Annotated in this window: 14 protein-coding genes and 1 riboswitch; of the genes, 6 read left to right on the top strand and 8 right to left on the bottom strand. The window is 71.7% G+C overall.

Translation table 11 applies throughout. From position 1 onward, the window contains the following. Nucleotides 1-53: 53 nt before the first annotated feature. The 3 genes from KBX00_RS07015 to KBX00_RS07005 all read right to left on the bottom strand — a co-directional run bounded on the left by KBX00_RS07015 (nt 54) and on the right by KBX00_RS07005 (nt 1,978). A complete protein-coding gene (locus tag KBX00_RS07015; protein WP_210824431.1) occupies nt 54-902 on the bottom strand; it encodes a class I SAM-dependent methyltransferase in 849 nt (282 codons plus the stop codon). A gap of 429 nt (nt 903-1,331) precedes the next feature. Beyond that, nucleotides 1,332-1,670, bottom strand: a complete 339-nt coding sequence (locus tag KBX00_RS07010; RefSeq protein WP_210824429.1) for a hypothetical protein — start codon at nt 1,668-1,670, stop codon at nt 1,332-1,334. Then, nucleotides 1,670-1,978, bottom strand: coding sequence for a hypothetical protein (locus KBX00_RS07005; RefSeq protein WP_210824797.1), 309 nt, complete (start codon nt 1,976-1,978; stop codon nt 1,670-1,672). The genes KBX00_RS07010 and KBX00_RS07005 overlap by 1 nt, the downstream gene beginning before the upstream one ends. 236 nt (nt 1,979-2,214) lie before the next feature. Between KBX00_RS07005 and KBX00_RS07000 the strand changes: the two genes are divergently transcribed. Continuing rightward, nucleotides 2,215-3,027: a helix-turn-helix transcriptional regulator gene (locus KBX00_RS07000; RefSeq protein ID WP_210824427.1), complete on the top strand. Its 813-nt coding sequence runs from the start codon at nt 2,215-2,217 to the stop codon at nt 3,025-3,027. Next, complete coding sequence (locus KBX00_RS06995; RefSeq protein ID WP_210824425.1) at nt 3,018-3,218, top strand: DUF397 domain-containing protein; 201 nt, start codon at nt 3,018-3,020, stop codon at nt 3,216-3,218. Before KBX00_RS07000 ends, KBX00_RS06995 begins: the two co-directional genes overlap by 10 nt. A gap of 287 nt (nt 3,219-3,505) precedes the next feature. On the opposite strand, the gene KBX00_RS06990 is transcribed toward KBX00_RS06995, so the two are convergent. The 4 genes from KBX00_RS06990 to KBX00_RS06975 form a co-directional block, all read right to left on the bottom strand. After that, nucleotides 3,506-4,375 carry a C39 family peptidase gene (locus tag KBX00_RS06990; RefSeq protein WP_210824423.1) on the bottom strand — a complete coding sequence of 290 codons (870 nt, stop codon included), beginning with the start codon at nt 4,373-4,375 and terminating at the stop codon, nt 3,506-3,508. A gap of 236 nt (nt 4,376-4,611) precedes the next feature. Beyond that, nucleotides 4,612-4,752: riboswitch (cyclic di-AMP (ydaO/yuaA leader) on the bottom strand. Nucleotides 4,753-5,029: 277 nt separating this feature from the next. Next, nucleotides 5,030-5,779, bottom strand: coding sequence for a hypothetical protein (locus KBX00_RS06985; RefSeq protein ID WP_210824421.1), 750 nt, complete (start codon nt 5,777-5,779; stop codon nt 5,030-5,032). 209 nt (nt 5,780-5,988) lie between these two features. Beyond that, complete coding sequence (locus KBX00_RS06980; RefSeq protein ID WP_210824419.1) at nt 5,989-6,516, bottom strand: hypothetical protein; 528 nt, start codon at nt 6,514-6,516, stop codon at nt 5,989-5,991. Between the two features lie 111 nt (nt 6,517-6,627). Continuing rightward, complete coding sequence (locus KBX00_RS06975) at nt 6,628-7,941, bottom strand: acyltransferase (protein ID WP_307868207.1); 1,314 nt, start codon at nt 7,939-7,941, stop codon at nt 6,628-6,630. A 185-nt stretch (nt 7,942-8,126) separates the two neighbouring features. On the opposite strand from KBX00_RS06975, the gene KBX00_RS06970 reads away from it, so the two are divergent. The 4 genes from KBX00_RS06970 (at nt 8,127) to KBX00_RS06955 (ending at nt 12,594) form a co-directional block, all read left to right on the top strand. After that, entirely contained in the window at nt 8,127-9,251 is a 1,125-nt protein-coding gene (locus tag KBX00_RS06970; protein WP_210824417.1) for a glycosyltransferase, read from the top strand. After that, nucleotides 9,242-10,294 (top strand): pseudaminic acid synthase, encoded by a 1,053-nt coding sequence (gene pseI / locus KBX00_RS06965; protein WP_210824760.1) that lies wholly within the window; start codon nt 9,242-9,244, stop codon nt 10,292-10,294. Before KBX00_RS06970 ends, pseI begins: the two co-directional genes overlap by 10 nt. 52 nt (nt 10,295-10,346) lie before the next feature. Next, nucleotides 10,347-11,453, top strand: coding sequence for a potassium channel family protein (locus KBX00_RS06960; RefSeq protein WP_210824415.1), 1,107 nt, complete (start codon nt 10,347-10,349; stop codon nt 11,451-11,453). 193 nt (nt 11,454-11,646) lie between these two features. After that, entirely contained in the window at nt 11,647-12,594 is a 948-nt protein-coding gene (locus tag KBX00_RS06955; protein WP_210824413.1) for a TerC family protein, read from the top strand. A gap of 10 nt (nt 12,595-12,604) precedes the next feature. Here KBX00_RS06955 and KBX00_RS06950 read toward each other — a convergent pair whose 3' ends face one another. Next, nucleotides 12,605-13,036 (bottom strand): hypothetical protein, encoded by a 432-nt coding sequence (locus KBX00_RS06950; RefSeq protein ID WP_307868204.1) that lies wholly within the window; start codon nt 13,034-13,036, stop codon nt 12,605-12,607. Between the last annotated feature and the right edge of the window lie 27 nt (nt 13,037-13,063).

The raw sequence follows: 13,063 nt of genomic DNA, 5'->3' as shown, positions 1-13,063 counted from the left end.
GTGCGTTTGGGCCTCGAACTCGGCCCATTCGCCGGGCAACAGGATCTTGTAGATCAGCACGTCGCCATGCTGCCAGAGGGCGCCCTCGGCGGTCGGTCGAGGCGTACGGCGATCTGGAGGGTGTTCAGGTAGTGCTTGCGTACCGTCCCGGCCGGGCGAGCGGCGATCAGCTGCCGGATCCCGTCGAACAGGGTCCGCCGCTGCCAGGGCTCCGCGGCAATGTGATTGGAGTACGTGGACAGCACGGCCAGGTACTCGTCGGCGGTGTAGTCGCGGCTCCAGACGTAGCGGTGCACGGTCGGGCTGGCGAAGAACCCGCTGCCCGCCATCGCCAGCGCATCGGGGGCCGCGATCGCCCCGGGTGGCTGCGGGCCGCCCTGCCCGTCACCCATGCCCACCTCGGCGTAGATCCGCTGGACCTGCCGGAAGAAGTCGTCGCCACCGGCCGGTGACACGTGCTCGGTGGCCACGATCGCCAGATGGCCGCCGGGACGCAGCAGCTCGGCCGCCCGACGGTAGGCGACCTCCGGGTCCAGCCAGTGCCACGCCGTGGCGGCGAAGACGAGGTCGAACGGCACGCTTTCGTCAGCTTCCCACCGCTCGAAGGGCGACACCACCACGCGCACGTCGCCCCGGCCGGCGAGTACCCGACGCGCCACGGTGGCCAGTTCCCGTCCCGGCTCCAGGCCGACCACCTGCCAGCCACGCGCTAACAGCCCACGGGTGGCCTTCCCGGTGCCCGTACCGACCTCCAGCACCCGGGCCGGCCCGGTCACCAGGCCCGTGGTTGCGGCCAGGTCGGCGAACAACCGCTCCGGATAGCCCGGCCGGGCCCGCTCGTACAGCTCGGCGGCCGTGTCGAACGTGGTGGCCAGCCCCACGTACGGCTCCTGCTCCCCCATGGTTCCCCCGCATCAGACGTCGAGGTCGATCTCACCCCTGATCGTCGCATCGCCCGCACCCGCCGTTCCCACCCTCACCGCACCCACCGACGAGCCGCCGCCACGCCCACCGCCGCGTCACCCCCTCGCCCCCGCGCCCCCGCGCCAAGATCCGGGCAACTTCAGGGTTACTGCTGCCTCAGCCGGACTCGAAGCAGCAGCAACAGGGAAGTTGCCCGGATCTTGAACGCGACAGGCCCTGCCGGAACGGCGCACTTGCTCTGCTTCACCTGGCGCGCAGGATCCGCGACGATCCGCAGGATCTCGTCCGGCGCGTACGCCACGCTCGCCGAGATCTTGGACAGAATCCGTTAGCGAAGAACGGAAACCTTCCAAGATCTCATGTCCGCGCCGCTTGAACCCTGGGCGATCGGGGTGGCAGCAGGGTTGCTAGGCGGGTCGGCAGCGGACCCAGGCTATGAAGCGGGTGAAGAGGGTGGCGGGGGTGGGGGCGTCGTGGGGGTTGAGGTGGTAGAGGTCGCGCATGGCGTCGTACATCAGGCCGGCGAGGTAGATGGACAGGCCCGGCAGGTTGCCGTCGTACTCGACGCGCAACAGCAGCCGGGCCTGCCCGCACGGCCAGGGTTGCCCGTCGGCGCGGCAGCACCAGATCGGCCGTAACGGGGTGTGCGGTACCTCGGCGTCGCGGGGGTACGGACGCTGGGGTCGTGGACCCCGCTCGGGAGCGAAGAGTCGGGTGGTGAGCGCACCCGAGCCGCCGGCGGTCATCACCGGCCCCCGTTGGCCCGCCACTGCTGCCCCGGGGTGAGCCAGCCGGGACGCCCCGGACGCGGCATCGGCAACGGCCGGGTCGGCTCCCGCATCCATTCCGGCAGGTGCGTGCCCCGCCGACGCTGCGGCAGGTACGTCTCGTGCCGGCCGTGCGGCAGGTGTGTGCCGTGCTGATCCTGCCGCCTCGGCGAGTGCACCGGCAGCGACTGCCGCCTCGGCGAGTGCTCCGGCAGCGACTGCCGTTCCGGTGAGTACACCGGCAGCAGCGTCGTCGGGCACAGGTACCAGGCAATCCGGGTACGCACATCAACCTCCCAGTCGGCGATCGGAGGGGCCGCCCGGACGCGGGGGAAGGCGCACGGGCGGCCCCGGGACAGAACCGCCCCGTCCCCTGTGGATGGGAGCGGCCCCGTTGCGTGACAGTCTGGTGAGGACGGCACTACGGTCGGAAGGCATCGACGCTGGCCACGGTGGGGTCCGGGTGCCCCGATCCGGCCCTGGGCGGCCTCTTGGCGATCTTGACGGACCCGGTGGAGGGGACATGGAACGCGAGCAGCCTTCCGACCTGCATGAGTTGATCCGTACGCAGCTTCGCCGGCTGCGTACTGCCGCAGGCATGAACCAGGAGGAGTTCGGTCGGCGGACGAACTATTCAGCGTCCCTGGTGTCCGCTGTGGAGGTGGGCACCCGTCCGCTCGATCGGCCGTACGCGAAGCGGGCGGACGAGGTCCTGGAGACCGGTGGGATGTTCGAGGAGTTGCTGCGGACCGCCGAGGTACTGCGCCAACCGGCGTGGTTCCTGCCCTATCTGGAGGCCGAGCGGAACGCCCGGCAGCTCCGCTGTTACCAGCCGACGCTGGTGCCGGGCCTGCTCCAGACCGAGCGCTACGCCCGCGCGGTGATCCGGACCGACGCCGCGCTGACCGAGGCGGGGGTGGAGCGGCGGCTGGCCAACCGGATGGCCCGGCAGACGGTGCTGGAGCAGGACGACCCGCCCCAGCTCGTCGCGGTGATCGACGAGGTGGTGCTGCGGCGGGTCGACGAGGAGCTGAAGGATGTGCTTGTCGAGCAGGTGCACCACCTCATGGCGCTGGCCACCCGGCCCAACATCAGCGTGCACCTGGTGCCCACCGGCGTCGCCATGCACATCGGACTGACCGGCCCCTTCATCCTGGCGAGGGGCGCGGACGGTGGCTGGGTGGGTAATCTCGAAACCCAACTCGGCGGCGTCCTGGTCGACAAGGACGACGACCTGAGTGACCTGCTGTCCCGGTGGGAGACGGTGCGCAACGATGCACTGTCCGGCCGCCAGTCGATCGAGCGCATGAAGGATGTTGTGAAGCCATGGATCTGAACGGCGCGACCTGGCGCAAGTCCACCCGCAGCGGCGCCGGCGGTGGCGACTGCGTGGAGGTCGCGGACAACCTGCCCGGCGTCGTGCTTGTCCGCGACACCAAGAACCGCGACGGCGGCACGCTGGCCTTCACCCCGGCGGCCTGGGCGAGCTTCGTCGGCCAGGCGAAGCAGCACGGCCCGCACGCCTGACACAACACCGCACGCACGCCTGATGCAACCCGAGCGCCGTCGGCCCGACGACGCAACACCGCACGCACACCTGACGCAACACCGCACGCACGCCTGATGCAACCCGAGGTTCGTCGGCCCGACGACGCAACACCGCCCGCACACCTGACGCAGCACCGCACGCACGCCTGATGCAACCCGAGCGCCGTCGGCCTGACGACACAGCACGACCCACCGCTTGACGTACCCGAAACGGAAGCCCTCGGCCAGCGGGCCGAGGGCTTCCGGGTGCAGCGCGAATAGCGCGATCAGGCCGAGTAGCCGCGGGTGGCGGCCCAGTTGGCCAGATCGATGGTGCTGAGCCAGTACGACGGGTAGGAGGCGTCGGCCGAGTCGGCGATCCTCACCAGCCGGCCGGAGTCCTGGTAACCGACCACGGCGATGTAGTGGCCGCCGGGGAAGGAGTGCCAGCGGCCGTCGGTGTCGGTGACAGAACCGGCGACGTTCACCACGACGCCCCGCCCGTCGGTGACGGCGGCGACGACGTCCGCCTGGAGCTGGTCCATCTGGGCCGGGGTGGCCGCACCGCCACGGATCATCGTGGTCTCGTACGGGTCGCCCTTGACGACGGCGTTGAGGACGCGGGTGGTGTCCTCGGCCGAGTTGGTGCCGGCGAACGTGGTGCCGAGCTGGCTGGCCAGGGCGTCCTGGCTACGTCCGACACCGGCGGCGCTCAGCGCGTTGCGCACTGCGGCGGGTCCGCAGTAGTAGCCGTTGATCTGGGCCTGGTGGTCGTACTCCAGCACCTTCGAGGCGGGCGGCTTCGGCGCCGCCTTCTTGCTGACCAGGTCCGGGTCTGCGGTGGCCTTCGGCGACGGCGAGGCGGCGGCGCTGGCCGGCGCGGCACTGCTGGGTGCCGCGCTGCTGGGTGCGGCGGTCGTCGGCGCGACCTCCGCCCGCCTCGGCGCGACCTCCGCCTGGCTCGGCGCGGCCACCGTGTCGCTGCGCAGTTCGGCGGCGGCCGTCGTGGCCTGCGCTGGCGCCGGGGTGTTCCCGGTGCCGGCGAGGGCAGCTCCGGTGCCGGTGGCCAGGACGACGGCCACGGCGGATCCGGCAACGAGCCGATAGGGGCGTTCGGTGACCAGCCGGCGGAGCCGGCGGGAAAGGGTGTGCTTCACGGTTCCTCCACGGGCTGAGGGGAGAACGGCACACCGGCTCCGGCGGTCGGGTCGGCAGCAGGGCGCCGACGACCGCCCGGGTGAGCGGGACAGGCCGTTCAAGGGGTACGCCCGGAAAGCCCGGGCGGTGGCGATGACCGGGGTCAGCTCGCGGCGGTCGGGCCGGCGAGCACGGGCACCGCGGTGCCGTGGAGGCGGGGGAACAGGGGGATCACATCGGACTGCACGAGGGTTGGTACTCCTTCCGTTACCGCCGACCGGGTTAGCTGACGGATTCGGGCGGGAAGACGCCCTACCGCGGGCCGAGGCTCGCGGATTCACCCCAGTGGTGCAGTGGGTCCCCGGTTCGTGAATTCACGATTGAGCGGGTCGGTACGGCGTCGCTTCCTGCGATCGGTTACCGCACCGGACGGGCTGACACTACTGGTCGGTCACCTTGCAGCCAACCCGCTCTGACCTGCTTAAACATGATCGCGCTCGGCAATTTTCGGGTACCTGGGAACTGACGTCGCCCAATGGGACCGACGGCATTTCGGGCGCCTCCGGGTGACAACCGGACGTCAGGTGGAAATGTCGGCGGAGATTACTGCGGCTATCGTCTCACCTACGAACAGTGACCGATTCTCCGGCCAATGTGACCCAGCTCACGGAATTTCAGCCCAGCCGAGCGGGGCGCCAGCGCGGGACAGGGTCGCGCCCGACGGTGGCCGGACCGGAGACGGTCAGTCGGTCCGGTCGGAGCCGCTCGGCGGCCGCGTACGCCTCGGCGGAAAGGCTGCGGGCCGCCTCGGTGGCCAGTTCCGCAGCCCGCCACAGGTCACGCTCCCGCTCGACGGCCGATCGGTAGGCGGCCAGGCGGTTGTCGCGTACCACCCGGGCGAGGACCATCTCCTGCTCGGCCGGGTGACGTCGGGCATCCCAGCCGGACCGGTGCGCCAGTACGTCGGTGAGCTGCCGGACGGTCAGGTCACCGCGCCAGTGGGCGGTCATCGCGGCCCGGTGCAGCCAACGCTCCCGGGCCGCGTACTCGGCCGGGGTGCGCGGGGTGCGCGGGGCCGGCAGTCCGGCGACGCCGGCCAGCCGACGGGCGGCGGCCTCCGCCTCGCCGTACGCGGACCAGGCGCGGTCCAGCTCCGCCTGGGCCACCCGCCACGCCGTACGCCGTCGCTCGGCGTTCTGCCCGGCGCCGGCTGCCGCGACCGCCACCTCCCCGGCGTATCGGCGCAGGTCGGCCTGCTCGGCCGCGAGGCGGGCCCCGTCCTGGTCGGTGGTTTTCTCCACGGCCGGCTCCGGACGGGCGACCAGCACGGTGAGTACGCCCAACGCGAGCACCAGCAGGACCGACCAGATGGCAGCGGCGCGTGGCACCTCGATCAGGAACTGGTAGAGAACGGTCTTCTCCATGTCGGCACCTCGGGAACATCGGTACGGCGTCGGTGGTCGTACCGGCAGCGGATCGGGGATGGCGTTGCGGCGCGGTTGCCGGGTCCGGGCGGGCGGTGCCGCGGGTCATGGCGAGCATCGACGGCGCGACCGGCGGCAACGGGCTGGCACGTGCTCGGCGCGGGTGCGCGGCCGAGCGCGGTGCGGAGGCGGCGAAAGGGTCGCCCGGATCAGGCGTGCGGTGGGGCGCGGGCGACCCGGACACCCGCCACCGGAGCCGGCGATCCCCGCGTGACGCCGGCGGTGCCGCTGCCGAGCGCAATCAGCTCGGGCTGACCAGCGGCCGTCGGTGGCGTCGCGGGCATCCCGGACACGGCGGAGTCACCGGCGTACCCCGGGATCGGTGACCCGGACGTCTCCGCCGCGGCACCGGCGCGCGGTCCGGTCGGCGACGCGGACGCCCCGGCCAGGTCGGCGGCACCGCGACCGCGCACGGTCGGCATCGCCAGGCCGACCCGGTCGGAACCGGTCACCAGGTCGAGACCGACCAGGTCGAGGGGTGCGGCGACGTCGCGGGCCAGGTCCCGTGCGGCGGCGGCCGGTACGGCGACCTCGGCCAGCGACGCGACGGCGGGCGGCTGGTCGGGCAGTGCCCAGGCGCCGAGGGTGAAGGCGGCGGCGACCGCGAGCCCGGTCAGCAGCCGCGCGGCCCAGCGCGCCAACCACCACAACGGACGGACGGGCGCGGCGGGAGGCACCTCGTCACGCTACTGCCACCGACCGCCCGCACGCACCGGTCCTCGGGCGTGTCGTACCGCCCGGCGCGTCGGGTACGCACCTCGATACGCGCAGGTCAGCCCGTCGGCTATCTAGCGTCCCTGGTGGACGAAGCGATCCTGCTCCGGACCGGTGGCGAGGCCCGCGCCACCGCCACCGGACACCCGCTGGCGCGGCAGCCCGTCCACGACCGGTCCACCCGGCGTCCCGGCTCGCGGGGCACCGTTCGGCCCCGTGGACCGCGCCGCGCGGTCCTCAGGGCCGGGACTCGCGGACCGCGCCGCGCCGTCCTGAGGGTCGGATCGTGGTGGCCGGGACGGGGCCAGGCGGCGCATCATCGGCTGTTCCACGTACCGGTGCAGCAGCGCGGCCAGTCCCAGGGTGAGCAGCAGGAACCCGACCACCGCGACCGGGCCCCACCAGCCGGGCAGGCCGGTGCCCCAGTCGCCGGTCAGCCGCAGGATCGTCATGATCACGAAGACGTGCACCAGGTAGAAGGCGAAGGAGACCTCACCCAACCAGACCATCGGTCGGGAACGCAGCGGCGAGCGCCGCCCGTGCACGTCCGCGTCGGCCGCCGCCGCGATCACCAGGACGTACGCCGCCGACAACAGCGCCGCCCAGAATTCCGCCCGGATCCACTGGGCGGCCGCCACCCAGGTCACCACGAAGATCAGACTGGCCAGCGGCAGTCGTGGCCCCCGCCAGCAACCGCGCAGCATGAGTTCGGCGGCGGCCACGCCCATCCAGAACTCCAGCGAACGGACCAGCGGGAAGACCTGGGCGAACCACCAGCGGTCCGGCTCCGGCACCAGCGCCTGCCCGGGCCACAGCGCCAGGATCAGCAGCGGCACCGCGATCACCACGGCCCACAGCAACCAGGGTCGGGCCCGCCGCACCGCCGGCAGCACCAGCGGCAGACACAGGTAGAAGAACAGTTCGCAGGAGAGTGACCAGCTGACGTTGTTGACGCTGTAGAAGTGGCCGGGCCGGGGATCCCAGGCCTGGACGAGGAAGAGGTTCTCCAGCGCCGCCACCGGGTTGATCGGATCGGCGAACCAGAGCATCGCCAGCATGGCCAGCGCCCACAGCACCAGGTGGTTCGGATAGATCTTGGCGAATCGTCGCCGCCAGAACCGGCGGCGGGAAGCACCGGGCCGCATGGACCAGACCAGCACGAAGCCGCTGAGGATGAAGAAGAACTGCACCCCGGACAGGCCCAGGGTGAAGATCTCGCCCACCACCGCCTGTGGGCCGGGGTCGGCGATGATGCGCATGGTGCCGGCGTGGAAGCCGAAGACCAGCAGCGCGGCGATCCACCGCAGACCGGTGAGCGACGGCAGGCGACTGGCATACCCGGGCTCGGCTGCGGGGGTCGGTCGATCGACGGTGATGGTGCTGGTCACCCCGGAACCCTACCCACTGAAACGCGAACTACCTGGACCGTGTGACGGATCAAGAAGGCCGTTCCGGCACCGGTACGCCGCATCCTCAGCCGTTAACCTGATCCCGGCCGGCTGTTCAATTACTGAACCGTCGCCGGTCACGTCAGGTTCCAGGTCTGTCCACCCGGGTGGCCAATTGTTTCCGGGTGGTCACACAGCCGACGCCAACGCCGCTGCTGAGCATCGTCGTGCCGGTGTACGGCGTCGAGGCGTACCTGCGCCAGTGCCTGGACTCGATCCACGCTGACCTCCCGGGTGACGAGGCGACGCAGGTCGAGGTGATCGCCGTCGACGACGCCTCACCGGACCGCTGCGGTGATCTGCTGCGCGAGTACGCCGCCGAGCATCCCGGGCTGCGCGTACTGCACCTGGAGCGCAACGTCGGTCTCGGGCCGGCCCGCAACGCGGGCCTGGACGTCGCCACCGGCCGGTACGTCTGGTTCGTCGACAGCGACGACTGGCTGCCGGCCGGCACGATCCCGGCCGTGCTGGACCGGCTGCGGGTGGACCGCCCCGACGTGATGATGGTCGACCACCTGCGGGTGCACGAGTGCGGGCGCGAGGAGGTGGACGCCAGCAGCCGGCTGCTGCGCGCAACCCCGGGCGTGGTGCGGCTGGCCGACCGACCGCAGCTGCTGCGGGTGCAGCACACCGCCTGGAACAAGGTGGTACGCCGGGAGTTCATGGTCGAGCTGGGCCTGCGCTTCCATCCCGGCTGGTACGAGGACATCCCGTTCAGCCACCCGCTGCTGGTCGGCGCGGAGCGCATCAGCGTGCTGGACCGGGTCTGTTATCTGTACCGTCAGGGTCGCCAGGGCGCGATCACCTCGACGCGCAGCGGTCGGCACTTCGACTCCTTCGAGCAGTACGACCGCCTCTTCGCCTGGCTGCGAAACCGGCATCCCGACGGGCGCTGGCACGCCGAGCTGTTCGACCTGATGGTGAACCACTTCCTGGTGGTGGTGGGCAACGACGACCGGCTGCATCCACACCTGCGGCGGGACTTCTTCCGCCGGGTCGCCGCGCACTACCGCAGGTACCTGCCCAGCGGCGGCTACCCCCGACCGGGTGGGGTGTCGGGGCTCAAGCACCGACTGGTCGGCCGGGACAGCTACCTGGCGTACGCGGCGTTGCGGCGGGCCCACCGGCTCGCCGGCCGGTTGCGGGGCGGCACCGGCGGGGATCCTGCGACGGACGGGACGCAACCGGCACCGGACGGCCCGAAAAAAGACCGCACGTTGGTAAGCACGCACGGAAACGGATCGGAATGACGTTCAAGATCGGATCACATCTGGTCGGCACCGGGGAGCGCCCCTTCGTGGTGGCCGAGATGTCCGGCAACCACAACGGCGACCTGGACCGGGCGCTGGCCATCGTGGATGCGGTGGCGGCCAGCGGCGCGCACGCGCTGAAGCTCCAGACGTACCGGCCGGACACCATCACCATCGACGTGGACACGCCGGACTTCCGCATCTCCGGCGAGCACGAGCTGTGGGGCGGGCAGAACCTGTACCGGCTCTACGAGAAGGCGCACACCCCGTACGAGTGGCACCGACCGATCTTCGAGCGGGCCCGCGCCCTGGGGCTGACCGTCTTCTCCTCCCCGTTCGACGCCTCCGCCGTGGAACTGCTTGAGGAACTGGACGCTCCGGCGTACAAGATCGCCTCGTCGGAGCTTGTCGACCTGCCGCTGATCCGGCTGGTCGCGGCCACCGGCAAGCCGATGGTCATCTCGACCGGGATGGCCACGCTCGCCGAGATCGACGCCGCCGTGCACACCGCCCGCGACGGCGGCGCGGGCGGCATCATCCTGCTGGCCTGCACCGCCTCCTACCCGGCGCCGCCGGCCGACAGCAACCTGCGCCGCATCCCGGTGCTGGCCGACGCCTTCGGCGTGCCGGTGGGTCTGTCCGACCACACCCCGGGTATCGGGGTGCCGGTCGCCTCGGTGGCGCTCGGCGCCTGCTTCATCGAGAAGCACGTCACGCTGGACCGCGCCGACGGCGGGGTGGACTCCGACTTCTCCCTCAACCCGACCGAGCTGGCCGCCCTGGTGGTCGAGTCGGAGCGGGCGTACGCGGCGCTGGGCGGCACGGCGGTCGGGCCGACGCCCGCCGAGCGGGAGGGCCTGCGTTTCCGGCGCTCGCTGTACGTGGTGGCCGACGTGCGGGCCGGCGACGAGGTGACCGTGCACAACGTCCGCTCGATCCGACCGGCCGGTGGGCTGCCCCCGGTGGAGATCGACCGGGTGCTGGGCCGCCGGTTCACCGCCGACGTGGCCCGCGGCGCCGCGCTGAGCTGGGATCTCATCTGACGGTGCCGGGGTGCGTCGTGCCGTTCACCGGCGTACGGGTATACCTCTGCGTATGACCTTGGTGGCGGTGGCGGCGGGCCTGGCGTTGATCGCCGTGGTGGTGGTCGACGTCTGGCTCACCGTGCTGCATCCGGACGCGGAGGGACCGATCGCCCGTACGGTCCGGCGGCTGGTCTGGCGGGCCTCGTCGCTGACCGCCGGCCGTCGCCGTACGCCGCGCCGCACGCCGCTGGTCTGGGCGGGGCCGGTCCTGGTCACCGGCACGTTCCTCGCCTGGCTCGGGCCGCTGGTGCTCGGGGTCGCGCTCGTCGTCTGGCCGAACCTGGACGGCTACCACCGGGTCGCCGGCTACGGCCCGGCGGGTTTCGTCGACGCCCTCTACTACGCCACCGGGCTGCTGACCGTGCTCGGCTTCGGCGACCTCACCCCGGACACCGGGGCGCAGAAGCTGTTCGCCGTGGCCGCCGCCGCCCTCGGTTTCGGCTTCTTCGCCGCGCTGGCCACCTATCTCATCGAGCTGATCACCGGGCTGACGGTCCGTAACCGGTTCGCGTTGACCATCCACGACCAGGTTCGCGGCACCGACGGGGTGGGCCTGCTCGCCCGGAGCCTGACCGACGAGGGGGTCGACGTGGCCCGCGAGCGGTGTACGGCGTGGGCGGCGAGCCTGCGGGAGGTCGACGACACCGTCCGTCGGTATCCACTTGTCGCCCTCACCTACCGGCCCCGCCGCCGGGACTACGACATCGAGCCCGCCCTGGAGCAGATCGCCGCGATCACCGTCGCGGCCCTGCTGGCCGCCCGGTGCGAGCCGTGGCGCGGCCTGCGCCCCCGGGCGGAGGAACTGGCGTACGCCCTGCTGCGGCTCCAGGACACCATCGCCAGTCGCTACCTGGGCCGCCATCTGCTGCCGGCGAGCAGCGAACCGGCAGCGGGTGACGCGGATTCCGATGAGGTGCTCCGCCGTCTGCACGCTCGGCTGGTCGACGAGTTGGGGCCGGGGTTCGATCAACCAGCGGACGGCGACGGGTTGATCGAGGACCTGCTCTCCCGGTCGCTGCCGTTCCACGCGGCCCTGCGCGGCTGGTCGGTGCTCGGGGTCACCCGCGACGGACCGCCGATCGGGGCGGCCCGACCGGACGAGCCGGAGCGACCTTGACGCACGAAGCATACTTCGTGAATAATGGAACGTAGTTCGAGGGGGAGTACCCGACGCACTGCGCGTCACCGTCAGTACGGGCCCGGCCCATCCGGGCCCCGGTGACGCGGCCACCGCACCGGTGGCCGGGGAGACCTTCGTCCGGCAACGCCGGGGCCCTGCGACGGGTCCGGCCGGACGAGAGGTCTTTCCGGTGTCTGTCTCCTGGTGGGTCTGGGCCCTGCTGATGCTGGCGATCGCCGTGATGCTGGCGATCGACCTGTTCCTGCACCGCGACAACCACGTGATCGGCTTCCGCGAGGCCGCGACCTGGTCGGGCATCTGGATCGCCGCGGGCCTGCTGTTCGGGGTGATCCTGTGGGCGTGGCAGGGCGGCGACGTGGCCGGCACCTACTTCGCCGGCTATCTGATCGAGAAGGCGCTGTCCATCGACAACGTGTTCGTCTTCGCGATGATCTTCGCGTACTTCGCGGTTCCCGCCGCGTACCAGCACAAGGTCCTGTTCTGGGGCGTCATCGGCGCGCTGGTGTTCCGGTTCGTGTTCATCTTCGTCGGCGCGGAACTGCTGGAGACGGTCTTCTGGACCGCGTACCTGTTCGGCGCGTTCCTCATCCTGACCGCCTACAAGATGGCGTTCCGGCACGGCAAGCAGACCCCGCCGGACCGCAACCCGGTGGTGCGCCTGGTCCGCCGTCTCGTGCCGACCGATCCCGCCTACCACGGCGACCGGTTCTTCACCCGGGTCAACGGCAGGCGGGTCGCGACCCTGCTGTTCGTGGTCCTGATCGCGGTCGAGACCACCGATCTGATCTTCGCGATCGACTCGGTCGCCGCGATCCTCGCCATCACCACCAGCACGTTCATCGTGTGGACCGCGAACGCGTTCGCGATCCTCGGGCTGCGCAGCCTGTACTTCTGTCTCGCCGGCCTGCTCCGCCGCTTCGTGCACCTGCACTACGGCCTGGCCGTGCTGCTGGCCTTCGCCGGGGTCAAGCTCATCCTGTCCGAGACCCCGGTCGGCAAGCTCCCCATCCCGGTGACCCTCGGCGTCATCGTGGCGACCATCGCGGTCTCCATCGCCTGGAGCCTGCGCACCACCAGTGCCCGCTCGGAAACGCCGCAGCCCTCGCAACTTCCCTGATGATGCGGTCTCAACCGGTGCCGGACACCGCATTATCGGGGAAAGTGCACGGATCTCGGCGGGCGAGGTCGGCGCGGCCGGTGAGGTCGGCGCGGCCGGTGAGGTCGGCGCGGCCGGCGGGGGTGAAGGCGACGGTGACGACGAGGTCGGCCAGCGGCAGGGTGCGCCACAACCAGGCGGTGCCGGGCGGCACCTCCAGGCCGTGCCGGTGCCACCAGGTGGCCACCGGCACGTCGGCGAGCTTGGCCAGACACTCCACCCGGGTCCACCGGCCCCAGAAGTCGGTGGACCCGAACCGGCGGGCCAGCGCGACGGGAGGCGCGGCGGCGGCGCGCTCGGCGTCGATCGCGACCCGCCAACCGGGCACCGGTGGGGCGTACCAGCCGACGCAGCGCCCGTCGCCGAGGTGGCTGCGGGTGACGGCGTCACCCGAGTCGGCCACCGCCGCCACCCGCAGGTGTCGGGGTGC

Origin of the sequence: Micromonospora sp. C95 (assembly GCF_018070465.1) — a bacterium.
Classification (GTDB): domain Bacteria; phylum Actinomycetota; class Actinomycetes; order Mycobacteriales; family Micromonosporaceae; genus Micromonospora.
Note: the sequence above shows the minus strand (reverse complement) of the source record. Positions and strands in the feature narration are given on the sequence as shown.

Excerpts from the sequence above, each read along its gene's own strand:
- KBX00_RS07015 (WP_210824431.1), bottom strand. The coding sequence starts at position 902 with ATGGGGGAGCAGGAGCCGTACGTGGGGCTGGCCACCACGTTCGACACG.
- KBX00_RS07010 (WP_210824429.1), bottom strand. The coding sequence starts at position 1,670 with ATGACCGCCGGCGGCTCGGGTGCGCTCACCACCCGACTCTTCGCTCCC.
- KBX00_RS07000 (WP_210824427.1), top strand. The coding sequence starts at position 2,215 with ATGGAACGCGAGCAGCCTTCCGACCTGCATGAGTTGATCCGTACGCAG.
- KBX00_RS06995 (WP_210824425.1), top strand. The coding sequence starts at position 3,018 with ATGGATCTGAACGGCGCGACCTGGCGCAAGTCCACCCGCAGCGGCGCC.
- KBX00_RS06985 (WP_210824421.1), bottom strand. The coding sequence starts at position 5,779 with ATGGAGAAGACCGTTCTCTACCAGTTCCTGATCGAGGTGCCACGCGCC.
- KBX00_RS06960 (WP_210824415.1), top strand. The coding sequence starts at position 10,347 with ATGACCTTGGTGGCGGTGGCGGCGGGCCTGGCGTTGATCGCCGTGGTG.